26 protein-coding genes are annotated in these 21,469 nt (G+C 72.5%); 17 read left to right on the top strand and 9 right to left on the bottom strand.

The features are described 5' to 3' along the window. Nucleotide 1 precedes the first annotated feature (1 nt). Together ACWDRW_RS34315 and ACWDRW_RS34310 are read left to right on the top strand one after the other, a co-directional pair. Entirely contained in the window at nucleotides 2–1,180 is a 1,179-nt protein-coding gene (locus ACWDRW_RS34315; protein ID WP_451730536.1) for a dipeptidase, read from the top strand. 154 nt (nucleotides 1,181–1,334) lie between these two features. Continuing rightward, the gene (locus tag ACWDRW_RS34310; protein ID WP_451730534.1) at nucleotides 1,335–2,459 is read left to right on the top strand and encodes a dipeptidase; all 1,125 of its coding nucleotides are present in this window, start codon (nucleotides 1,335–1,337) and stop codon (nucleotides 2,457–2,459) included. A 66-nt stretch (nucleotides 2,460–2,525) separates the two neighbouring features. On the opposite strand, the gene ACWDRW_RS34305 is transcribed toward ACWDRW_RS34310, so the two are convergent. Continuing rightward, nucleotides 2,526–2,885, bottom strand: coding sequence for a VOC family protein (locus ACWDRW_RS34305; protein ID WP_451730532.1), 360 nt, complete (start codon nucleotides 2,883–2,885; stop codon nucleotides 2,526–2,528). A 90-nt stretch (nucleotides 2,886–2,975) separates the two neighbouring features. Here ACWDRW_RS34305 and ACWDRW_RS34300 point away from each other — a divergent pair, with 90 nt between their 5' ends. After that, nucleotides 2,976–3,476 (top strand): CGNR zinc finger domain-containing protein, encoded by a 501-nt coding sequence (locus tag ACWDRW_RS34300; RefSeq protein ID WP_451730529.1) that lies wholly within the window; start codon nucleotides 2,976–2,978, stop codon nucleotides 3,474–3,476. A 125-nt stretch (nucleotides 3,477–3,601) separates the two neighbouring features. On the opposite strand, the gene ACWDRW_RS34295 is transcribed toward ACWDRW_RS34300, so the two are convergent. Beyond that, the gene (locus ACWDRW_RS34295; protein ID WP_451730526.1) at nucleotides 3,602–4,252 is read right to left on the bottom strand and encodes an NADPH-dependent F420 reductase; all 651 of its coding nucleotides are present in this window, start codon (nucleotides 4,250–4,252) and stop codon (nucleotides 3,602–3,604) included. Nucleotides 4,253–4,317: 65 nt separating this feature from the next. On the opposite strand from ACWDRW_RS34295, the gene ACWDRW_RS34290 reads away from it, so the two are divergent. After that, nucleotides 4,318–4,674 carry a winged helix-turn-helix transcriptional regulator gene (locus ACWDRW_RS34290; protein ID WP_451730523.1) on the top strand — a complete coding sequence of 119 codons (357 nt, stop codon included), beginning with the start codon at nucleotides 4,318–4,320 and terminating at the stop codon, nucleotides 4,672–4,674. Between the two features lie 161 nt (nucleotides 4,675–4,835). Here ACWDRW_RS34290 and ACWDRW_RS34285 read toward each other — a convergent pair whose 3' ends face one another. The 3 genes from ACWDRW_RS34285 to ACWDRW_RS34275 all read right to left on the bottom strand — a co-directional run bounded on the left by ACWDRW_RS34285 (nucleotide 4,836) and on the right by ACWDRW_RS34275 (nucleotide 7,957). Further along, a complete protein-coding gene (locus ACWDRW_RS34285) occupies nucleotides 4,836–5,864 on the bottom strand; it encodes an SDR family oxidoreductase (protein ID WP_451730521.1) in 1,029 nt (342 codons plus the stop codon). Nucleotides 5,865–6,160: 296 nt separating this feature from the next. Further along, nucleotides 6,161–6,826: an HAD family hydrolase gene (locus tag ACWDRW_RS34280; RefSeq protein ID WP_451730519.1), complete on the bottom strand. Its 666-nt coding sequence runs from the start codon at nucleotides 6,824–6,826 to the stop codon at nucleotides 6,161–6,163. A 93-nt stretch (nucleotides 6,827–6,919) separates the two neighbouring features. Next, nucleotides 6,920–7,957, bottom strand: coding sequence for a PHP domain-containing protein (locus ACWDRW_RS34275; RefSeq protein ID WP_451730517.1), 1,038 nt, complete (start codon nucleotides 7,955–7,957; stop codon nucleotides 6,920–6,922). A gap of 124 nt (nucleotides 7,958–8,081) precedes the next feature. Between ACWDRW_RS34275 and ACWDRW_RS34270 the strand changes: the two genes are divergently transcribed. Continuing rightward, a complete protein-coding gene (locus tag ACWDRW_RS34270; protein WP_451730514.1) occupies nucleotides 8,082–8,891 on the top strand; it encodes an SDR family oxidoreductase in 810 nt (269 codons plus the stop codon). Between the two features lie 69 nt (nucleotides 8,892–8,960). Next, nucleotides 8,961–9,197 (top strand): hypothetical protein, encoded by a 237-nt coding sequence (locus ACWDRW_RS34265; protein ID WP_451730512.1) that lies wholly within the window; start codon nucleotides 8,961–8,963, stop codon nucleotides 9,195–9,197. 9 nt (nucleotides 9,198–9,206) lie between these two features. Here the strand turns inward: ACWDRW_RS34265 and ACWDRW_RS34260 are convergent, their stop codons facing one another. Beyond that, nucleotides 9,207–10,439 (bottom strand): ricin-type beta-trefoil lectin domain protein, encoded by a 1,233-nt coding sequence (locus ACWDRW_RS34260; RefSeq protein ID WP_451730510.1) that lies wholly within the window; start codon nucleotides 10,437–10,439, stop codon nucleotides 9,207–9,209. A 377-nt stretch (nucleotides 10,440–10,816) separates the two neighbouring features. On the opposite strand from ACWDRW_RS34260, the gene tgmA reads away from it, so the two are divergent. Both tgmA and tgmB read left to right on the top strand, forming a co-directional pair. Continuing rightward, on the top strand, nucleotides 10,817–11,008 hold the full coding sequence (gene tgmA / locus ACWDRW_RS34255; protein ID WP_451730508.1) for a putative ATP-grasp-modified RiPP: 192 nt from the start codon (nucleotides 10,817–10,819) through the stop codon (nucleotides 11,006–11,008). 14 nt (nucleotides 11,009–11,022) lie between these two features. Beyond that, nucleotides 11,023–11,979, top strand: coding sequence for an ATP-grasp ribosomal peptide maturase (gene tgmB, locus ACWDRW_RS34250; protein WP_451730506.1), 957 nt, complete (start codon nucleotides 11,023–11,025; stop codon nucleotides 11,977–11,979). A gap of 61 nt (nucleotides 11,980–12,040) precedes the next feature. Here the strand turns inward: tgmB and ACWDRW_RS34245 are convergent, their stop codons facing one another. Beyond that, on the bottom strand, nucleotides 12,041–12,658 hold the full coding sequence (locus ACWDRW_RS34245; RefSeq protein WP_451730503.1) for a VanZ family protein: 618 nt from the start codon (nucleotides 12,656–12,658) through the stop codon (nucleotides 12,041–12,043). Between the two features lie 219 nt (nucleotides 12,659–12,877). Here ACWDRW_RS34245 and ACWDRW_RS34240 point away from each other — a divergent pair, with 219 nt between their 5' ends. The 6 genes from ACWDRW_RS34240 to ACWDRW_RS34215 are packed head-to-tail and all read left to right on the top strand — an operon-like array spanning nucleotide 12,878 to nucleotide 16,595. Beyond that, nucleotides 12,878–13,060 carry a hypothetical protein gene (locus ACWDRW_RS34240; protein WP_451730500.1) on the top strand — a complete coding sequence of 61 codons (183 nt, stop codon included), beginning with the start codon at nucleotides 12,878–12,880 and terminating at the stop codon, nucleotides 13,058–13,060. Continuing rightward, nucleotides 13,057–13,506 carry an MrpF/PhaF family protein gene (locus ACWDRW_RS34235; protein WP_451730497.1) on the top strand — a complete coding sequence of 150 codons (450 nt, stop codon included), beginning with the start codon at nucleotides 13,057–13,059 and terminating at the stop codon, nucleotides 13,504–13,506. The genes ACWDRW_RS34240 and ACWDRW_RS34235 overlap by 4 nt, the downstream gene beginning before the upstream one ends. Continuing rightward, the gene (locus ACWDRW_RS34230) at nucleotides 13,503–13,748 is read left to right on the top strand and encodes a Na(+)/H(+) antiporter subunit B (protein ID WP_451730494.1); all 246 of its coding nucleotides are present in this window, start codon (nucleotides 13,503–13,505) and stop codon (nucleotides 13,746–13,748) included. Before ACWDRW_RS34235 ends, ACWDRW_RS34230 begins: the two co-directional genes overlap by 4 nt. After that, entirely contained in the window at nucleotides 13,745–14,485 is a 741-nt protein-coding gene (mbhE, locus tag ACWDRW_RS34225; RefSeq protein ID WP_451730491.1) for a hydrogen gas-evolving membrane-bound hydrogenase subunit E, read from the top strand. Before ACWDRW_RS34230 ends, mbhE begins: the two co-directional genes overlap by 4 nt. After that, nucleotides 14,485–14,832 carry a sodium:proton antiporter gene (locus ACWDRW_RS34220; protein WP_451730556.1) on the top strand — a complete coding sequence of 116 codons (348 nt, stop codon included), beginning with the start codon at nucleotides 14,485–14,487 and terminating at the stop codon, nucleotides 14,830–14,832. Before mbhE ends, ACWDRW_RS34220 begins: the two co-directional genes overlap by 1 nt. After that, nucleotides 14,832–16,595 (top strand): complex I subunit 5 family protein, encoded by a 1,764-nt coding sequence (locus tag ACWDRW_RS34215; RefSeq protein ID WP_451730488.1) that lies wholly within the window; start codon nucleotides 14,832–14,834, stop codon nucleotides 16,593–16,595. Before ACWDRW_RS34220 ends, ACWDRW_RS34215 begins: the two co-directional genes overlap by 1 nt. 1 nt (nucleotide 16,596) lies before the next feature. On the opposite strand, the gene ACWDRW_RS34210 is transcribed toward ACWDRW_RS34215, so the two are convergent. Further along, a complete protein-coding gene (locus ACWDRW_RS34210) occupies nucleotides 16,597–17,262 on the bottom strand; it encodes a DUF4230 domain-containing protein (RefSeq protein ID WP_451730486.1) in 666 nt (221 codons plus the stop codon). A gap of 157 nt (nucleotides 17,263–17,419) precedes the next feature. On the opposite strand from ACWDRW_RS34210, the gene ACWDRW_RS34205 reads away from it, so the two are divergent. From ACWDRW_RS34205 to tuf, 3 genes are all read left to right on the top strand, one after another. Next, a complete protein-coding gene (locus ACWDRW_RS34205; protein WP_451730483.1) occupies nucleotides 17,420–18,616 on the top strand; it encodes a cytochrome P450 in 1,197 nt (398 codons plus the stop codon). Between the two features lie 132 nt (nucleotides 18,617–18,748). Beyond that, nucleotides 18,749–19,702: a ribose-phosphate diphosphokinase gene (locus ACWDRW_RS34200; RefSeq protein ID WP_451730480.1), complete on the top strand. Its 954-nt coding sequence runs from the start codon at nucleotides 18,749–18,751 to the stop codon at nucleotides 19,700–19,702. A 55-nt stretch (nucleotides 19,703–19,757) separates the two neighbouring features. Beyond that, nucleotides 19,758–20,951, top strand: coding sequence for an elongation factor Tu (gene tuf / locus ACWDRW_RS34195; RefSeq protein ID WP_451730477.1), 1,194 nt, complete (start codon nucleotides 19,758–19,760; stop codon nucleotides 20,949–20,951). Between the two features lie 9 nt (nucleotides 20,952–20,960). On the opposite strand, the gene ACWDRW_RS34190 is transcribed toward tuf, so the two are convergent. Further along, entirely contained in the window at nucleotides 20,961–21,341 is a 381-nt protein-coding gene (locus ACWDRW_RS34190; protein ID WP_451730475.1) for an anti-sigma factor antagonist, read from the bottom strand. Nucleotides 21,342–21,469 lie beyond the last annotated feature (128 nt).

The raw sequence follows: 21,469 nt of genomic DNA, 5'->3' as shown, positions 1-21,469 counted from the left end.
CGTGGGATCCGTGGCGGCCGCCCGGGAACTGCTGCGGGAGTTCCCCGTGGTCGACGGGCACAATGACCTGCCCTGGGCGCTGCGCGAGCAGGTCCGCTACGACCTCGACGCCCGGGACATCGCCGCCGACCAGAGCGCGCATCTGCACACCGACCTCGGTCGCCTGCGCGCGGGCGGGGTCGGGGCGCAGTACTGGTCGGTGTACGTCCGCTCGGACCTGCCGGACCCGGTGACCGCGACGCTGGAGCAGATCGACTGCGTACGGCGGCTGATCGACCGGCACCCGGCCGACCTGCGGGCCGCGCTGACCGCCGCCGATCTGGAGGCGGCCCGGCGGGAGGGCCGGATCGCCTCGCTGATGGGCGCGGAGGGCGGGCACTCGATCGCCAACTCCCTCGGCACCCTGCGCGCGCTGGCCGCCCTCGGTGTGCGGTACATGACGCTCACCCACAACGACAACGTGGACTGGGCGGACTCCGCGACCGACGAGCCCGGCGTCGGCGGTCTGTCGGCGTTCGGCCGGGCGGTCGTGCGGGAGATGAACCGCGAGGGCATGCTGGTCGACCTCTCGCATGTCGCGGCCACGACGATGCGGGACGCGCTGGACGCCACCCTGGCGCCGGTGATCTTCTCGCACTCGTCCGCGCGGGCCGTGTGCGACCACCCGCGCAATATCCCGGACGACGTCCTGGAGCGGCTGCCCGCCAACGGCGGGGTGGCGATGGTGACGTTCGTGCCGAAGTTCGTGCTCCAGGCGGCCGTCGACTGGACGGCCGCGGCGGACGAGAACATGCGCGAGCACGGCTTCCACCACCTCGACACCACGGCCGAGGCGATGAAGGTGCACCGCGCCTTCGAGGAGCGCCATCCGCGTCCGGTCGCGACCGTGTCGACGGTGGCGGACCATCTCGACCACATGCGCGAGGTGGCGGGCATCGACCACCTCGGCATCGGCGGCGACTACGACGGCACGGCCTTCACCCCGGACGGCCTGAACGACGTCTCCGGCTACCCGAACCTGCTCGCGGAACTGCTGGACCGCGGCTGGTCCACGGCCGACCTGGCCAAGCTGACCTGGCAGAACTCCGTACGCGTGCTGGGCGCGGCGGAGGACGTGGCCCGCGACCTGCGGGCCACGCGGGCGCCTTCCCACGCGACGATCGAGTCACTGGACGCGTGAACTCGCCGGGAGCGGGGGCGAGGAAACCCGTCCCCGCCCCGCACGGGGGGTCGCTGGACCGGCGGACCCCCGAACGCCCCGTCCACCAGGAAGGACCGGGTACCGCGTGCGACGGTGGCCGTACAGCGATCACCGCGCACGTACGGAGCCCGCCATGGCAGACCTCCAGGACGACCTGCACCCCGCCGCCGAGGTAGGCGCGCTCGACGAGCTGCCCCTGGCCGACCCCTTTTCGGTGGAGCCGCCCGCCCCGCTCGGCACCGACCCGGACGCCGAGCCCCTGGAACGCGCCCGGGCCCTGCTCGCCGCGCACCCCGTCGCCGACGGCTACAGCGGGCTGCCCTGGGCGCTGCGCCACCTGCCCTGGTACGACCTGGAACTGGGCGAGAGCGCGGTCGACACCGACGTACCGCGGCTGCGGCAGGGTCATGTCGGCGCCCTGTTCTGCTCCCTGCACCTGCCCGAGGGGCTGGCCGCGGACCGGGCGGTCGCAGCGACCCTGGAGCAGCTGGACCTGGTGCGCACGGTCATCGCGGCCCACCCCGAAGGGCTACGGCTCGCGCGCACCGCGGGCCAGGTCATCGACGCCCGCAACTGCGGACGCGCCGCGGTGCTGCTGGGCCCGGCCACGGCCGCCGCGCTGGACGACTCGCTCGGCATCCTGCGCGTCCTGCACAGTGTGGGCCTGCGGGTCCTCACCCTGGCCGGGACCTCCTGGGCCAGCGAGGCGGGGCTGACCCGCTTCGGCGAGGAGGTGGTCCGCGAGATGAACCGGCTCGGTGTCCTCGCCGATCTCTCCGGCGCCTCCGAGCAGACGATCCGCCGGGCGCTGGCCGCGTCCAGGACCCCGGTGATGTGCACCCGCTCCGCGGCCCGCGCGCTGCGCCCGCACCCGGCGAACCTCCCCGACGACCTGCTGGCCGAGCTGGGCGCCGCCAAGGGGCTGTGCATGGTGCCGCTCACCGCCGAGCAGACCGGTCCGTCGGTGCGGGACGTCGCCGACCACCTCGACCATGTGCGCGCGGTCGCCGGTACCGAGTGCGTGGGCCTGTCCGGCACGTACGACGTCGGCACGGCGCATCCGCAGGACCTGGCCGACGCGGGGTGCTATCCGCACCTGATCGCCGAGCTGCTGCGCCGGGACTGGACGGAGACCGACCTGGCCCTGCTGACCTGGGGCAACGTCCAGCGGGTCCTGCGCACGGCGGACTTCACGGCCCGGGCGGCACAGGAGCGGCGGGAGCCGTCCGGGGCGAAGATCGCGGAACTGGACGCCTAGCGCTCCGCGGGCAGTCGATCAGCACGGAACGGAAACCGTGCCATGGCCGCGACGGCCCCTGCCCGGTCAGCCGGCGCAGAGGCAGAAGGGGTGACCCGCCGGGTCCGCGTAGACCCGGAACGTGCGCTCGCGGTCCTCCGCGTCCAGGGGCTTCGCGCCGAGTTCCAGGACTCCCTTCTCGGCGGTGTCCAGGTCGTCGACCTGGAGGTCGAGGTGGAACTGCTGGGAGTGCTCCGGCGAGGGCCACTTCGGCGGTACGAAGCCGGGCGCCTCCTGGAAGGCGAGCTGCCGTCCACCCGGGAGCCTGAGGTCCACCCAGTCGCCTTGGTCCTCGATGGTGCCGCCGAGAACGCCCGCGTAGAAGCCGGCGAGGGCGCGCGGGTCGGGGCAGTCCAGGACGACGACGTCCAGTGTGGCGAGAGCCATGACTCCTCCTCGAAGAGTGGTTACCGGCAAAGCGTGTTATCCGGTAACGCCGTTACTGCATGCTCCCGCATTGGAGGTAACGTCGCAACCATGAACGACCGATTGCCCGCGCCCGGCGGCCTGGAACTCGTCGAGTCCCTGGTCAACACCCTGGACCTGGAGTCGGGTGCCGACGCGCTGGACACGGCGGAGGGCCGGGCACGCCTGGGGCTGACCGAGGAGGAGCTCCCCGCGGCCCGGGAGCTGCGCGAGTCCCTGCGCGCGACGCTGCTCGCCCACGCCGGTCACCTCCCGCACCGCGAGGTGATCCCCCTGACGGACCTGCTCTCCCGCGCCCCCCTCCGCGTCACGGTCGACGAGGGCGACGGCTCGGCCTCCCTGACCCCCGCCGATTCCGGCCCGCTGGCCTCCCGCGTCGCCGCCGCGGTCGCCGAGTCGCTGGTCGCGGGCACCTGGTCCCGCCTGAAGGCCTGCGAGGCCGCCGACTGTCACTGGGCGTACTACGACCGCAGCCCCGCCGGCCGCGGCCGCTGGTGCTCGATGCGGGTGTGCGGGGCGCGGGCGAAGATGCGGCGGTACCGGGCCAAGTAGCGGTACGGGAGTGCCTGTTGTCGACTCCCGGGCCGGTGCGCCCCGGTGTGCGGCAGAATGCGGGCAGACGCCGTTTCGGCCGACTGAGCCTCGGCCGAAGCGGCGTCGCCTTCAGGGGCGGCCCGCTACGGCCGCCCCCGCACCCCCGCGTACCGCAGCGGCGGCGCGATGGCCTGGGCGTCGGCGCCCTCGCCCACCCACAGGCCGATCAGGAACGCGGCCGTCGCCTCCAGCAGGCCCGCCCGTTCCAGGCCGCCGCCGTTCACCGGCTCACAGCCCAGGTCGCGCACGAGCCGTCGTACGGACCGAAGGGCCGTGGCCTCGTCGCCGCACAGCGGGACCGCGAGGGGGCGGCCGTCGAAGACGGGCGGGGTCAGTCGCCACACGCTCGCGTGGCAGAGGTTGAACGCCTTGACGACGTGCGCGCCCGGCGCGGCGGCGGCGATCCGCTCGGCGGCCGAGGGCCCGCCCTCGGTCCGCAGCCGGAAACCGGCGCCGACCGGGTTGGTGCAGTCGACCAGCGTCCTGCCGCCGAGGCCGTCGGCCAGCGAGGTCACCACCGGGACGGCCGCCGCGTACGGCACGGCGAGCAGTACCGCGTCCGAGCCGTGCAGGACCGCTTCCCGCGGGCTTGCGGCGCGTGCGCCGATCCGCGCCGCGACCGCTTTCCCGCGCTCCTCGTCCCGCGCCCCGATGAGGATGTCGTGCCCGGCCCGACCCCACTGCTCACCGAGCCCCTCGGCCATGGCCCCGGCTCCGATGATCCCGATTCTCATCGCTTCCCTCCCAAGTCGTCGCTCGGGAAAGGACATTAGGCACCGGTTCGGGCACCATTCGGTAAGTGAGCGCCGACCAGAGCTTCCTCGCCGACTGCCGTGCCCGACTGGCCTTCGACCTGCTGGCCAACACCTGGAACGCGGTGGTGATCTGGGCGCTGCGGGAGGGCCCGGAGCGCCCTGGGGCGCTGCGCGAGCGGATCGGCGGCATCAGCCCCAAGGTCCTGACGCAGACCCTGCGCCGCCTGGAGTTCAACGGCCTGCTGACCCGCCGCTCCCACCCCGGCTCACCGCCCCGCGTGGACTACGCCCTCACCGACCTGGGCCGCACTCTGCTCCCGGCGATCGAGGCGTTCGGCGCGTGGGCCTTCGAACACGGCGACGAGGTGATGGCGGCCCAGGAACGCGCGGGTGAGGTCTAGTGCCGCGTCAGGCAACGTTCGCCCCGTCGCGACGCCCGGCACGCACTCTCGCCGCACCGGGCACAAGCCCAAGTACGTCCAGTACGAGGGCTTGCACCCGGCACGCCGAGAGCACGCACCGGACGCCGCTCCTTGACGGGCAAACGTTGCCTGACGCGGCACTAGCTTGCCTTCCGGCCGCGCAGAGGTTCCGTCTCCGCTCCCGCGCCTTCCTGGAGGCCTCGTATGAACTCCTCCAGGATTTCGGGGGCCGTGTGGCGGGGGTGCCAGTTCAGTTCCTTGTGGGCTCGGGTGCAGTCCATCAGCGGAAGGCGCAGGACCGCGTCGAACAGGTGCGGGGAGGCCGGGAGCAGGTGCAGGCCCCAGGCCGCGGCGATCGCCGAGCGAGCCGCCGTACGCGGAAGGCGCACCGGGCGGGCGTCGAACATCTGGGCGAGCAGTGCCGCGTCCACGGGAGGCTCGGCCGCCAGGTTGAACGCGCCCTTCACGTCCGCGGCGATCGCGAGCCGGTATGCCTCGGCGGCGTCGTCGGTGTGCAGCGCCTGGACCCGCAGCCCGGGGACGTCGGGCAGGAACGGGAGCAGTTCCGGGCGGGCCAGCGGCCCCGGCAGGAAGCGGCCGCCGAAGATCCTGCGCTGCTCGCTCGCCGACTCCCGCTTGAACAGGAACGCCGGCCGCATCCGCACCACGCGAACCTTCCGGTGCTGTCGCTCGTAGGTGTCGAGGGTCCGCTCCAGGTAGGCCTTCTCCCGGCAGTACGCGGCGTCGGGCCAGCCGTGCGTGGGCCAGGACTCGTCGACCGTCTCGTCCTTCGGCCCCGGCGAGTACGCGCCGACCGACGAGGCGTGCACCAGCGTCCGCACCCCGGCCCGGGCCACCGCGTCGAAGACCCGGATCGAGCCCAGCACGTTCGTGCGCCAGGTCGTCGCCGGATCGTGCGTCGGCTGGAACGCCCAGGCCAGATGGACGACGGCGGTGGCGCCCGCGAACTCCTCGGCCAAGTCCGTGTCCTCGGCGGCCAGGTTCACCGTCGACCACTCCGTCTTCGGCGGCCACCACTCGGGGAGCCTGCGGGCCAGGCCCAGCACCGACTCGACCTGGGGATCCTCGGAGAGGAGACGGACCAAACTCGTGCCGACGTTCCCGGTGGCGCCGGTGACGACGATCCTGCTGCCCTGTGTGCTGCTCACCGTCGGCTCCTCTCCGCGGGTGGGGATCCCGAGTACCCAGGGAGGGGAAGGAAGAAGCCCCGACCGCGACGGGGGAATCACGGTCGGGGCGGCCCGAAGGGTGGGCACGGATGGCGGTCGCCTCTCGGCGAAAGGCTCCACAGGGCTTCAGCCGAACGATCGTCCCTGTGGGCAAAAGGTGAGGCCCGGGGACACTGTCCCATCCGTACCCACGCCTTGTTCAACGGGCAACCACCCCCGGCTGTTCCACGGCCTCGGGTGACGCGTGTCACCTCGCGGCCGGCCCTCCGCTGCGCTCACTCCTCCGCGGCCAGCGGGCTCTTCGCGAGCGCGGCCAGCAGATGCGCCGGATCGTCGTAGACCGCCTCCGCGCCCGCCTCCTCCAGGTCGGCCCGCGGAATGCCCCCGCACAGCAGGGCGACACACCGCACCCCCGCCCGCGCGCCCGCGCGCATGTCCCACACCGTGTCCCCGACGAACACCGCGCGCTCGGCGGTCTCCCCGGCCAGGTCCAGAGCGTGCTCGACGGGCTCGGGGGCCGGTTTGCCCTGCTCGACGTCGTCGGCGCTCGCCGTCGCCGTGATCGCGTCGTCCGCGTCGATGGCCCGCCGCAGCGCCCCCAGTTCCGCGCCGCCCGCGGAGGTGGCCAGGACCACCGTCCAGCCGTCCTGGTGCAGCCGCCGCAGCAGCCGTCCGGCGTCCGCCAGGGGAGGCAGCCGGTCGAAGTACTGCCCGTACAGCGTCTTGTGCGCGGCGCTCAGCTCCTCGTCGCGGTCCTTGTCCCGGTCGTCCCCGAGCAGATGGGCGATCAGGTCGTCCGAGCCGAGGCCGACCGCGCGGTGGATGGCGTGCATCGGGACTCGGTGGCCCGCCTGCCGGAACGCCTCCCACCAGGTCGCCACGTGCAGATGGTTGGTGTCGACGAGCGTGCCGTCGACGTCGAACACGGCCGCGCGTCCCATGCGCCGGTCCTTTCGCCGTCCTGGTGTCTCTCACGTCAGCCGCCCGAGTACCACGTCGGGACCCCCGTACCACCTCGGGATTCCCGTACCGCCTCACGAGCCCCCGACCCGCGCGGGCAGGCGCCGCTCGCGCGTCCAGGCCAGCAGCTCCTCCCGCGTCCATGTGGTGACCACGCGGTCCGCCGGCACCTCGCACTCCTCGGCGCGGGCGCAGCCGAGCACCTGCCAGTCCAGCTGGCCGGGGGCGTGGGCGTCGGTGTCGACCGAGAACAGCACGCCCGCCGCCACGGCCCGGCGCAGCAGCCGCCGCGGTGGGTCCAGGCGCTCGGGCCGGCTGTTGATCTCCACCGCCGTGCCCGTCTCGGCGCAGGCGGCGAAGACCTCGTCCGCGTCGAACTCGGACTCCGGCCGTCCCCTGCCGGTGATCAGCCGCCCGGTGCAGTGGCCGAGCACGTCGGAGTGCGGATCGCGGACGGCGGCCACCATGCGGCGGGTCATGGAGCGGGCGTCCATGCGCAGCTTGGAGTGCACGGAGACCACCACGACGTCGAGCCGGTCCAGCAGCTCCGGCTCCTGGTCGAGCGAGCCGTCGTCGAGGATGTCGCACTCGATGCCGGTGAGCAGCCGGAACGGCGCCCAGGTCTCGTTGAGCGTCGCCACCACCTCCAACTGCTCGCGCAGCCTCTCGGGTGAGAGGCCGCGGGCCACCGTCAGCCGGGGGGAGTGGTCGGTGAGCACCGCCCACTCGTGTCCGAGCGCGGCCGCCGCCCGCCCCATCTCCTCGATCGGGCTGCCCCCGTCCGACCAGTCGGAGTGCAGATGGCAGTCGCCGCGCAGGCGCGCCCGCAGTTCCGCCCCGGCCCCCGCGTACGGCTTCCCGGCCTCGCCCTCCAGCTTCTCCAGGTAGCCCGGCACCTGTCCGGCCAACGCCTCACGGGCCACCTGCGCCGTCTTCGGGCCGACCCCGCCGAGCGCCTCCAGCGTCCCGGCCTCGGCCCGCTCCCGCAGCTCCGCATCCGACAGCGCACCCAGCGCCCGGGCCGCGTTGCGAAAGGCCCGTACCCGGTAGGTCGGCGCGAGGGACCGCTCCAGCAGGAAGGCGATCCGCTCCAGTGCCTCTACGGGATCCATGACCACCTCCCCCTCCAGAGTTCCCCAGTGCCCCGGGGGCCGCACGACGGCGGCCGCCGTTTGTCCGCCGTCCGCCCGGGTACTGCGATGCCCGTCCCCGTGAGCGACCAGGAGGAGGCCGGTCATGTCCGTCCCCGCCGATTCCCGCACCAAGGTGGCCGTGATCACCGGCGCCGACTCCGGCATCGGCCGGGCCACGGCGGTCCGGCTCGCCGAGGCGGGGCTGGACATCGGCATCACCTGGCACAGCGACCTGAAGGGCGCCGAGGAGACCGCCGAGGAGGTGCGCGCCCACGGGCGGCGGGCCGCGGTGGCCCGGATGGACCTGACCCGGTTGCCCGTCGCCGCCGACACGGTCGACGAGCTGTGCGAGCGGCTCGGCCGGCTCGACGTCCTGGTCAACAACGCCGGCACGGGCACCATGACGCCCTTCCTCGACCTGGAGCTGGACACCGTCCGCGAGGTGCTCGACGTCGATCTGATCGGCCCGTTCCTGTGCGGTCAGCGAGCCGCCCGGCACATGATCCGGCAGGGGGAGGGCGGCCGGATCGTCAACGTCACCTCCGTCCACGAGCACCAGCCGAGGGTCGGCGCGGCTCCCTACTGCGCGGCCAAGGGCGGGCTGGGTCTGCTGACCCAGGTGATGGCGCTGGAGCTCGCCGAGTACGGCATCACCGTGAACGCGGTCGCTCCCGGTGAGATCGCCACCCCGATGACCGGACAGGAGGACGCCGACGTGCGCACCGAGCCCCGCCCCGGAGTCCCGCTCGGCCGGCCGGGCGACGCGCGCGAGGTGGCCGCCGTCATCGCCTTTCTGGCCGGATCCGATGCCTCCTACGTCACCGGAGCCTCCTGGAGCGTGGACGGCGGCATGCTGCGGATGGGGCCGCAGGCGGGCTCCCACCTGCAGGGCGACGCGTGGCGCCGCCCCTGAGCAGGCTGCCGTGGGACCGGGACGGAGCTCATGGTTCGCAATCGGCGGATGCGATTTACGCTCTATTGCATGACCGAAATCGCAGCACCGTACATCTCCCATCCACGGATCATGGTGCTCGGGGTCCAGCCCGGCACACCGCCGTTCCGCATCGTGGAGATCGACGGCATTGTGGTCGGTGAGGCGAAAGCCGTCACCGACGTCCTGTCGGCCGCCGCCGCGTTCGGCATCACCGTCCATGATCTGGACGACCCGGACGTGGTGCGCTGGGTCGGCGGCGACAAGTTCACCTGGACCCGTCACTAGAGCGACGGCTCAGCCGACCGTCCACTTCTGGTTGGCGCCGCCCGTGCAGGACCAGATCTGCAGCCTGGTGCCGTTGGCCGAGTTGTTGCCGGTCACGTCCAGGCACTTGTCGGCCTGGGGGTTGACGATGTCCCGCGCCGCGGTGACGGTCCAGCGCTGGTTGGGGCCGCCGGTGCAGTCCCACAGCTGGACGGGCGTGCCGTCCGCGGTGCCGTTCCCGGTCACGTCCAGACACTTGCCGAGCGCCCGGATCGTGCCGTCCGCGCCGACCGTCCACCGCTGTGCCGCGGTGCCGTTGCAGTCGTAGAGCTGTACGGGGGTGCCGTTGGCGGGGTTCGCCCCGGCGACGTCGACGCACTTGCCGGCCAGGCCGCTGATCGCGCCGCCGGTGGGGGTGTCGCCGGTGGTCACGGTGACGTGGTCCACCACCAGTTGCTGCGGGAAGACCGTGGAGCCGTCCGGGTCGCCGGGCCAGTAGCCGCCGACCGCCAGGTTGAGGATCAGGAAGAACGGCTTGTTGAACACCCAGGTCCGGCCGCCCAGGTCGGCGGGGGTGCGCCGCTGGTAGACGTTGCCGTCCACGGACCAGGTGATGGAGTCGGGTGCCCAGTCGATCGCGAAGGTGTGGAAGGCGTCAGCGAAGGCCTGCCCGCCCGGGAGGGAGTATCCGGCGCCGATGCCGCCCGAGCCGGAGTAGCCCGGGCCGTGCAGGGTGCCGTGGACCGTGGAGGGCTCGAAGCCGACGTTCTCCATGATGTCGATCTCGCCGGAGTCCGGCCAGTTGACCGGGGTGCCGAGCATCCAGAACGCGGGCCACATGCCCTGGCCGCGCGGGATCCTCATCCGCGCCTCGACGTGCCCGTACTGCGCGGTGAACCGGCCCGCGGTGTTGAGCCGGGCGGAGGTGTACTGGCACGTCCCGTACCAGCACTGGTAGTTGGCCGGGTTCTCGCGGCGGGCGGTGATGACCAGATGGCCCTGGCCGTCGAGCGCGGCGTTGCGGTTGCCGGCCGTGTAGTACTGCCGCTCGTGGTTGTTGACGTTGTCGCCGGTCTCGATCTGCCACTTGGCGGAGTCGACGGCGGCTCCGGCGGGTCCGTCGAAGGTGTCCGAGAAGGTCACCGCTGTGGCGCCGGTGTCCGTCTCCTCCTCGGCCCGGGCGGGGCCGGTCGCGGCGGTGGCGACCAGGGCGGCCGAGAGCGCGGCCAGCAGCCAGGCGCGGAGTCTGCGGGAAGAGGGCACGACTCTCCCTTCTGTCGGTGCCCCGTGGGGTGTGGGCGCCGACCGAGGTGGGGGGTGAAGGTGTCGCCTCTTGATTTAAGGCGTGAGGTAAGGAGTCGTCAATACCTTGGTACGGACCAGGAGTTGTCGACCCGGGTGTCCGGCCCTTCATCGGGTGCGTGAGGGACTCGTCACCCGTCGTGACGAAGTGACACCTGGTGCGGGCCATCCGATGGGTTATGTGTGGGGTAGGTGATAACTCACGGTGCATCTGAGGTAGTTGATGCGGATGATGTGACGACCTTCACCCTCATGTAGCCGAAAGTGATGAATTCCTTACGCAACAGGCGCGTAAGGGAATGTACGCAGACAACGTGCGACCCTTGGAGGTTTTTCGAGTGCGACCGTTCACCCTCAACTACGCCCACCCCAGCGGGCATACGACCATGGTGACGCCGTATCGCTTCGACGCCGCGCGTCAGCTGAACGTGCTGCCCGACGGCCGTCCGGCGGTCATGGACCGGGAACTTCTGCTCGCGGCCGGTACGACGACGTCCACCGCCGGTTCCCAGACGCACTTCGACGACTGAGGACCCGCCGTCGCATGACCGTACTGATCCTCACGTCCGAGGAGGACGTCACCGCCGACATGGTGGTGGCGAGGCTGCACGGGACCGGAACTCCCGTGTTGCGCCTGAACCCCGCGGACCTGCCTGGCAAGGCCGTGCTGAGTGCCGACTACGCGCACGGCGACTTCGCCGGCCATCTCTCGGTCAACGGACACGTGCTCAGCATGGGCGGCCTGCGCTCCGTCTGGATGCGCAGGCCCGGCGAACCGGCGGCCCACGCGGCCAACTCCTCGCCGTGGCTGACCGCCGAGACCCGGCAGGCGCTGTACGGCATGCTCTACTCCGCTCCGGCGCGCTGGATGAATCACCCGCGCGACGCGGACCGGGCCCGGCTGAAGCCGTGGCAGCTGCGGGTCGCCCACCTCAGCGGCTTCGCCGTACCGCCGACCGTGTTCACCACCTCGCCGCGGCTGGCGCGGGAGTTCGCCGAGGAGCATCGGGACGTGGTCGTGAAGTCCGCCTCCGGCCCGCCGCCCGGTGAGCCCGGCGTGACCCTGCCCACGACGCTGATCGGCCCCGACGCGGACTTCGCCGCCGTCGCGGCCGGGCCCGTGTTGCTCCAGCGGTACGTGCCCAAGCGAGCCGACATCCGGCTGACCTGCGTCGGCGAGCGGCTGTTCGCCGCGCGCAAGAGGGCCGAACCCGGCCAGGTCGACGGACGCTTCGGCGAGACCGGGCACGCCTGGGAGCCGGTCACCGTGCCCGGGCGCATCGCGGGCTCGGTGCGCGAATACGTCGGGCTCTCCTCGCTGGCGTACGCGGCCTTCGACTTCGCCGAGGACGAGGACGGCGTCTGGTGGTTCCTGGAGTGCAACCAGGGCGGCCAGTTCGGGTTCGTCGAACTGGAGACCGGACAGCCGATCTCGGCGGCGGTCGCCCACTGGCTGGCCCACCACCCGGTGGACCACCGAGCCGTAGGCGGGCGCGGGTAGGCCCTGGCGTCGGTTTCCCGCCTGCCCGGCGGGCGGACGGCGGGAGACCGACGGCGGCGCCCTAGGAGCGGCGTTCCGTCGTGTGCACCGCCCGGCTCACGCGCCGCCCCAGCAGCAGGTAGCCGATGAGCGCTCCCGTGGTGTTGAGGATGACGTCGTCGATGTCGAAGGCGCGGCCGGTCACCAGAGCGCCCTGGGCGAACTCCACCAGCAGCATCACCGTCGCCGTCAGCAGCAGCACCCGCAGCAGTCCGCGTGCCCGCGGCGCGAGGACCGGCGCGAGGACCCCGAACGGGATGCCCAGCAGCACGTTCCCGCCGATCTGCTTGACCGCGTCGCGCAGCTCGGGCTGGTCCAGATAGGCGCGCAGCGACTTCCCCGGGCGCATGTTGGTGTGCGTCAGGGACTCCGAGGCGGGCGAGGGCTCCAGGGTCAGCTTGGCGAGCACCACCGCGAACGCCACCATCAGCGTGAACGCGCAGACCATCGCCAGTAACCGGCCCAGGAACCGCAGGGGATGGGCGGACCGGCGCTCCTTCTCGGGTGCGGGCGGCGGCGCGGTCCGGCGGAAGAGCCCGCGGGCGGATCGGGGTGCCTTCTCGGCCTCGGGCGGCGGCGCGGACCTGCGGACGCGCGGGCGGAGCACACCGGCGCGGGAACGCAATGCTGCACGGGCCATGCGGTCCTCCAGTCTTCAACTTCCCCTAGTAGCAGTGCGGTTACCCGCGGAACGCCCGACAATGCGGCCGCCCTTTCGCCGGGGGCCGTTTCCTGACGAGCTGCCGGGGCACTCCGGCGAGGACCCGCGCGCCGTCACGCCCCGCGCCGGGCACGGTGTTTGGATGGCGCGGATACGGCGCAAACGGACATCTCGCCGCGCCGGTGAAGGAGGTGGCGTATGACGCGCAGGGCGGCTCTGCTCGCCGGTGCCGAGCTGCTGGCCTGGTGGGCCGCGTTGCTCGTGCTGTGGCTGATCCTCGTCACCGCCGTGGACGCCCTGGAACTCGCGGTCGGGACCGGCGTCGCCGCCGTCGGCGCGCTCGCCGCGACCGCCGCGCGCAGGGTGGTGACGGGGCCGTGAACGGCTGGCTGGTCGCGGCGGGCGCGGTCCTCGGCGGTGGGGGCGCGGCCACGCTGTACGGGGTGGCCACCGGAGGGCTGCGCCGCCGCGTCGTCGCCCAGAACCTGTTCACCGCCATCGCCTGCCCCGGCCTGCTGCTCCTCTCCCAGGCCTACGACCGCCCCGCCTACGTCGATCTCGCGCTCGTCCTCGCCCTGCTGGGCCCCGTCGGCACCCTCGTCTTCGCCCGGCTGCTCGCCGACGAACTCGCCGTCGACCCACCGAGCGCCCGCGGCCCGACCCTGGCCGCGGTCGCCCTGACCGCGGTCGTCGTGCCGGTGCTGTGCGCGGCCGTCGGCCCGAGCCGGGAGATGGTGCGACTCCTGGTCGTCGGAGTACTGCTGGTCGTCGGCAACGCCGTCGCCTCCCGCGCCCTGTCCGGCGGCTTCCCGCAGGAGGTGCGATGATCGTCGTGGCGCTGCTGCTGGTCGCCGCCTGCGCGACCACCGCGGTCCTGGTCCGCGACCCCGTCCGCCAAGCCCCGGTGCTCGCCGTCCTCGGCACCGCGCTCGCCGTGCTGTTCACCGTGGTCCAGGCACCCGACGTCGCGCTGTCGCAGCTCGCGGTGGGCTCCGCCCTGACCCCGCTGCTCATGCTCCTGACCGTCCGCAAGGTCAAACGCCCGCGCCACAAGGGGCGTGAGCGATGAACCGGCGCACCCGACTCCTCCTCGTCGCCGTCGGCGTCGCGGGACTCGCCGCGCTGCTGGCCGCGGCCAGTTGGGACCTCCCCGAGTTCGGCGGCGACCGCCACCCCTACGGCGACCGCGCGGTGCAGGAGTCCCTCGCCCGCGACACCGCCAACACCATCGCCTCCGTCAACTTCGACCAGCGTGCCTTCGACACCCTGGGCGAGATCAGCGTCCTGTTCGCCGCCGTCCTCGGCTGTGTCGTCCTGCTCCGCCAGACCCGCGACGAGCACCGCGCCCGCCCCGCCTCCGCCGTCGTCGCCCGACCGGTGCGCCGTTACGCCCTCGCCGCCCTGCCCGTGGCCCTGCTCACCGGCCTCTACGTCATCGCCCACGGCCAGCTCAGCCCCGGCGGCGGCTTCCAGGGCGGGATCGTCGCGGCGACGGCCCTGCACCTCCTCTACCTCGGCGCCGACTACCGCGCCCTGGAACGCGTCCGCCCGGTCGGCCTGTTCGAGGTCGGCGACGCCCTCGCCGTCTCCGCCTACCTCGTCACCGGCCTCGCCTGTCTGATCGGCGCCGGCTCCTTCCTCGCCAACACCCTGCTGCCGTACGGCACGTTCAACACACTGTCCTCCGGCGGCACCGTGCCCCTGCTGAACGCGGCCGTCGGCATGGAGGTCGCCTGCGCCGTCGTCGTACTGCTCGCCCGGTTCCTGGACCAGGCCGTCGAGATCGAGGAGGACAACGGCACGTGATGGACGTGTTCCCCTACCTGGTCGCCGCGTGGATCTTCCTGATCGGCTGTCACGGCCTCGCCACCAGCCGCAATCTGATCCACGCGGTCGGCTGTCTGAGCGTGTGCCAGTCCGCCACCTACGTGCTGCTGCTGGCCGTCGGCTACCGCGACGACGCCACCGCGCCCGTCTTCTCCGACATCGAGCCCGGCAGCCGTCCGGTCGTCGACCCCGTCGTCCAGGCGCTCACCCTCACCGACGTCGTCGTCGGCGCCACCGTCACCGCCCTGCTGCTCGCCCTGGTCGTGCAGATCGCCAAACGGCACGGCACGGTCGACCCCGACGAGCTCTCCGAACTGCGCGGCTGATGGGCGACCTGCTGCCGCTGCTGGTCGCCCTCCCGCTGCTGGGCGCCGCCCTGCTCGTCGCGGGCGGGCGCCTGCTGCCCCGGGCGGCCGCCGAGACCCTGGGCTGCCTCGTCTCGGCCGTTACGGCCGGACTCGCGCTGGTGCTGCTGCTGAACTCCTCACCGCCGTACGTCGAATGGGTCGGCGGCTGGACCCCCGTCGACGGCCGCAGCGTCGGCATCGTGCTGGTCGGCGACGGGGTGGGGCTCGGCATGGCCGCGCTCGCCTCGTTGCTGACGCTCGCGGCCCTGGCGTACTCCTGGCGCTACTTCGCCGAACCGCCGCGCGGGCACGCCGGGTCCTTCCCCGCCCTGATGCTGCTGCTCCAGGCGGGCATGTGCGGTTTCGCCATCGCGGGCGACCTGTTCAACGCCTTCGTCTGGTTCGAGCTGATGAGCGTCGTCGCCTACGCCCTGACCGGTCACCGGGTCGAGGAGGCCAAGGCCGTCCAGGGCGCCCTGACCTTCGCCGTCGTCACCTCGCTGGGCGCGTACGCCATGCTCATGGGCATCGCCCTGCTGTACGCCCGTACCGGCGAACTCGCCCTGAGCCAGATCGGACGCGGACTCGACGCCCACGGCCCGCCGGACGCGCTGGTCCTCGCCGCGTTCGTCCTCGTCCTGACCGGTCTCCTGGTCAAGTCGGCGGCCGTCCCCTTCCACTTCTGGCTCCCCGACGCCCACGCCGTCGCCCCCACGCCCGTGTGCATGCTGCTCTCCGGCGTCATGGTCGAACTCGGCGTGTACGGCGTCTGGCGGATGTACGGCACCGTCTTCGCCGGCCCCGGCGGCGTCCCGCCCGCCGACTTCGAGCGGGTGCTGGTCACCCTCGGCGCGCTCACCGCGGTGATCGGCGCCGTCATGTGCTGGTACCAGCGGCACATCAAACGCCTCCTGGCCTACTCCACCGTCGCCCACACCGGACTCTTCCTGATGGGCGTCGGCGTGCTGACCCCCGAGGCCGACGACGGCGTCGCGCTGTACGTCATCGGCCACGCCGGCGTGAAGGCCGCCCTGTTCGCCTGCGCGGGCATCCTGCTGGACCGGTACGGCAACGTCGACGAGCACGCCCTGCACGGCAGGGCCGTGCAACTGCGTTCGGTCGGCGTCCTGTTCGTCATCGGCGCGCTCGCCCTCGCCGGGCTGCCGCCCTTCGGCACCGGCCTCGGCAAGGCCCTCACCGAGGAGGCCGTCGGCGGACCGCTCACCGTCCTGTACGTCGCGGCGTCCGCGCTGACCGCCGGAGCGGTACTGCGGGTCGCCGCCCGCGTGTTCTACGGGCTCGGCCCCGAGCCGGAGGACACGAGCACGTACGAGACGACCGGCTCCGGCGAGGAGCCCGAGACCCGGCGGCGGCTCAGCCGGGTCCCGGACTCCATGACGGCGGTCCCCGCGCTGTTGCTCGCCGCCGCGCTCGCCGTGGGCGTCGGCCCCGGCTTCGCCGACGTCGTCGCGCACGCGGTGAACGAGGCCGGTTCGGCGGGAGCCGTCGTCCCGTCCCTGCACTGGACCCCGGCCGGCGTGCTGCTGGACCTGATCTCGACCCTGCTGGCCGCGGTGCTCGCGGTGCTCGCCGTGGCCCGCCCGGCCTGGCTCGCCGCACCGGCCTGGGCGGACCCGCTCCGGCGCTTGCAGTCCGGCCACGTCGGGGACTACGTGGCCTGGCTGCTGGTCGGCGCCGTGGTGCTCGGCGCGCTCGCCCTGCCCGGGGTCCTGACCGCCTGAATCAGGCGGCCGGGTAGACGACCTTCACCTCCTTGAAGCCGAGCGAGTGCAGCAGCCCCTTGAGCATCGCGGAGGTGTTGCTCTCGGCGCGCTTGGTCAGCGCGCTTTCCTTCGCGGCCGCACCGATGTGCTTCGCGGCGAGCTTCTGCACGGCCTGCTCACTGTTGGGGTTGTCCGAGAAGAGATCACCGATCCGGTCGAACAGCCCGCGCTGCTTGGAGACCGCGTAGGAGCGGTCGGGGTCGAGCGCGGGCTTCCCGAGCGCCGCGTGCGGCAGCCTCAGCGTGGCGGACGTACGGTCCTCGTTGACCGTCACGTCGTCCTCGCCGACCTTGCCGAGGTCGACGTAGGCGTCCACGGTGCCCGCCCCCACGTACAGCGTGCGGCTGCCGCGGATGGCGTCGGGCAGGTACTTGGCGTCCTTCTCCAGGTCCACGACGACCTGGAAGTTGCCGGAGGCGGCGTCGTAGCGGCTGATGTCCTGGATGGACTGGAGCAGCGCGGGACCCGAGCGGTCATGGGTCTCCGTGCCGAACACGTCCTTCAGGCCCGGGATCACGCTCAGCCCGATCCCGGCGAACAGCACGGCGAGCACCAGCACGACGGCGCTCACGGCCTTCGCCCAGCCGGGCATGCGCCTGGGGAGGCGTCTGATGGGAGTCGTCATGGCGACGGCCCTCCTTCCTACTGTTCGGATGCCCCCCAATCGCCGGGCGAGACGGGTCGGTTGGCCGATTGGTGCCCCTGACGGAGTCGGGTGGGGCGCATTAGCGTGAGGGGCCGCCCTCACCGAAGCCCGCGCCGCCCTCGGCCAGGAGACCCGGATGAGCCAAGACAGCACCTCCCGGCCCCTTTGCCCCATGCACCGCGTCCCCTTCCCCGAGTCCGGCCCGCCCCGGCTGACCACCCTCGCCACCGGCACCCCGGTGTGGCTCGTGACCCGGCACGCCGAGGTGCGGCAGGTCCTCATGGACCCCCGCTTCGACCGCGGGTCCCTGCACGCCCCGGACGCGCCGCCGCTGCTCGCCGTACCGAATCTGCTCGACGACCCCGACGGGCTGCTCAACCAGGACGGCCCCGCCCACCAGCGGCTGCGCGGCACCGTCCAGCGGGCGTTCACCCCGCGTGCCGTCGCCCGCTGGCGGCCCTGGGTGGCGTCGGTCGTCGAGGAGCTGCTGGACGCCTTCGCCGAGCGGGCCCGGCCCGCCGATCTCGTGGACGGGTTCGCGCTGGCGCTGCCCGTCTCGGTGATCTCCCGGCTGATGGGTCTGGAGCACATGGAGCGCGACCGGATCCGCTTCTGGGCCGACCACGCCCTGTCCGGCGGCGCGCACACACCGGAGCAAGTGACGGCCGTGATAGGCGAGTTCGGCGCGTTCGCCGCGGAACTGGTCGCCGAGCGGCGGCGGAGGCCGGGCGACGACCTGGTCAGCGCGCTGGTGGTGGCGGGTGACGGACTCGGCGTCGACGACCGGCGGCTGACCTCCCTGGTCTGCGCCCTGGTCGTGGCGGGCCACGAGACCACCATGACCGCCCTCGGCAACATCCTGGTCTATCTGCTCACCGACCGGCGCGAGGCCTGGGACCGGCTCGGCGCGGACCAGGACGACGCGTCGACGGCCGTGGAGCAGTTGCTGCGCGTCGTCCCGCTCAGCGAGGGCCGGCTGCTGCCCGGACTGATCCGCCGGGCCGTCGAGGACGCCGAGATCGGCGGCGTGACGATCCCCGCGGGAGGTGTGGTCGCCGTCCAGACGAACTCCGCGAGCCGCGATCCCGAGGTCTTTCCGCCCGGCACCGGTCCCCCCGACCTTTTCGCGCCGCTGACCGCCCCCAGCGTGGTCTTCGGCGCCGGTCCCCACCACTGCCTCGGCGCCTGGCTCGCCCGGCTGGAGCTCGGCCTCGCGCTCAACCGGCTGGCCGCCCGATTCCCCGGCTTGCGCGCAGAGTTCACGGCCGAGACCCTCCACTGGCGGGAGGGCCGGATCACCCGGAGCCCGCGGCGGCTGCCCGTGTCGTGGTGAGGCGGACCGCGTAGCACACGAGAGCGGGACGGCACCCTCCCTGGTCACCTGGGCACATCCGCCCGGCGAGGTGCCGCGCGCGCTCAGTAGCATGAGGCCGGCAGCCTAAATGATCATGCGAGGAGCGGATTCGTGCGAGACATCGCCGTGTTCAGCGGTAGCGCCCACCCCGAGCTGGCGGCGGAGGTCTGCGCGCATCTGGGGGTGCCGCTGAGCCCGACCCGGGTCAGCCGGTTCGCCAACGACTGTCTGGAGGTGCAGCTTCAGGCCAACTGCCGGGAGCGGGACGTCTTCCTGTGCCAGCCGCTGGTCGCCCCGGTCCAGGAGAACCTGGTCGAGCTGCTGCTGATGTGCGACGCGGCACGCGGGGCCTCCGCCGGGCGGATCACCGTGGTCATGCCGCACTACTCCTACGCCCGCTCCGACAAGAAGGACCAGCCCCGCATCTCCCTGGGCGGACGCCTGGTCGCCGACCTGATGGTGGCGGCGGGCGCGAGCCGGGTCCTCGCCATGACGCTGCACTCGCCGCAGGTGCACGGCTTCTTCTCGGTCCCGGTCGACCACCTGCACGCGCTGCGCGAACTGGCCACCCACTTCCGCCAGTACGACCTGACCCGCACGACCGTCGTCTCGCCCGACCTCGGCAACGCCAAGGAGGCCGCCGCCTTCGCCCGGATGCTGGGCGCCCAGGTGGCCGCGGGCGCCAAGCAGCGGTTCGCGGACGACCGGGTCAGCATCAACTCCGTCATCGGCGAGGTCGCGGACCGCGATGTCATCGTGCTGGACGACGAGATCGCCAAGGGCAGCACCGTCCTCGAACTCCTCGACCGGCTGCGGGAGCTGGGGCCGCGCTCGATCCGGGTGGCCTGCACGCACGGTCTGTTCACCTCCGGCGCCCTCAAGCGGATCGGCGAGCAGCCGGACGTGCTGGAGATCGTGTGCACCAACACCGTGCCGGTGCCCGAGGAGGAGCGCACCGACAAGCTGCGGGTGCTCACCGTCGCCCCCCAGCTCGCCGAGGCTGTACGCCGGATTCACAACGGTGAGTCCGTCAGCGCCCTGTTCGACGCGCCACGCAGCGAATAGACAGGAGGTAGCCGGGCAAGGCCCGGCCTCACTCCCGTGGCGAGGAGGGCCCGCAGTGGCGAAGGCGAAGTTCCAACGGACCAAGCCGCACGTGAACATCGGCACCATCGGTCACATCGACCACGGCAAGACCACGCTCACGGCGGCCATCACCAAGGTGCTGCACGACCGCTTCCCCGACCTGAACCCGTACACGCCGTTCGACCAGATCGACAAGGCGCCCGAGGAGCGGCAGCGCGGCATCACCATCTCGATCGCCCATGTCGAGTACCAGACGGAACACCGGCACTACGCGCACGTCGACTGCCCCGGCCACGCCGACTACATCAAGAACATGATCACCGGCGCGGCCCAGATGGACGGCGCGATCCTCGTCGTCGCGGCGACCGACGGGCCGATGCCGCAGACCAAGGAGCATGTGCTGCTCGCCCGCCAGGTGGGCGTGCCGTACATCGTCGTGGCGCTGAACAAGACCGACATGGTCGACGACGAGGAGATCCTGGAACTGGTCGAGCTGGAGGTGCGCGAGCTGCTCACCGAGTACGAGTTCCCGGGCGACGAGGTGCCGGTGGTCAAGGTGTCCGCGCTGCGGGCGCTGGAGGGGGACGAGCAGTGGACGCAGTCGGTGCTCGACCTCCTGGACGCCGTCGACTCGGCGGTGCCGGAACCGCAGCGTGACGTGGACAAGCCGTTCCTGATGCCGATCGAGGACGTCTTCACCATCACCGGGCGCGGGACCGTCGTCACGGGCCGGATCGAGCGCGGCACGCTGCACGTCCACAGCGAGGTCGAGATCATCGGCATCCACGAGCAGAAGACGAAGACGACCGTCACCGGTGTCGAGATGTTCCGCAAGCTGCTCGACGAGGGCCGGGCCGGGGAGAACGTCGGGCTGCTGCTGCGCGGGGTGAAGCGGGAGGACGTCGAGCGGGGGCAGGTCGTCATCAAGCCCGGATCGGTCACCCCGCACAAGGAGTTCGAGGCCCGGGCGTACATCCTCTCCAAGGACGAGGGCGGCCGGCACACGCCGTTCTTCGACAACTACCGTCCCCAGTTCTACTTCCGCACGACCGACGTCACGGGTGTGGTGACGCTGCCCAGGGGCACCGAGATGGTCATGCCGGGCGACAACACGACGATGTACGTCCAGCTGATCCAGCCCGTCGCGATGGAGGAGGGGCTCAAGTTCGCGATCCGGGAGGGCGGGCGGACCGTCGGAGCGGGGCAGGTCACCAGGATCGTGAAGTAGGGACGTCCCTCACACCGGCCCGGACGTGGCCTCGGGCTGGCCCAGGGCCGCGTCCAGCGTCGGGTGCGGGGGCAGCAGCCGGGCCAGGCCGGTCAGCCGCAGCACGCGCAGGGTGAGCGGATGGACGCAGACCAGCCGCAGCTGTCCGCCGTGGTCCAGGACCCGGGTGCGGGCCCGGTACAGCAGCCGCAGCCCGGAGCAGTCGAAGAACTCCACCGGACGCAGGTCGATGACGATCCTGGCGTGCGGGCGGGCCGTCATCCGGTCCAGGGAGGGGAGGAGTTCGACCGCCGCGGCGAGGTCGATCTCGCCGTGGAACTCCAGCACCGTATGGCCGCGGTCCTGGCGTACGCGCAAGTGACGGGTGAGCGGCGCAGGCTCCTGCGGCACGACGACATCGCCTCCAACCTGCTCCTGTGGCGGCGGGGTTGCAGGTCACCGGGGGCCGGGGTGACATCGTGCAGCGAGCGTACGAGCGCAGGGCCGTCACCGGGGCGCCGAGTGAGAGCAAAACCGTT

This window comes from Streptomyces sp. NPDC003635 (assembly GCF_053587635.1).
Note: the sequence above shows the minus strand (reverse complement) of the source record. Positions and strands in the feature narration are given on the sequence as shown.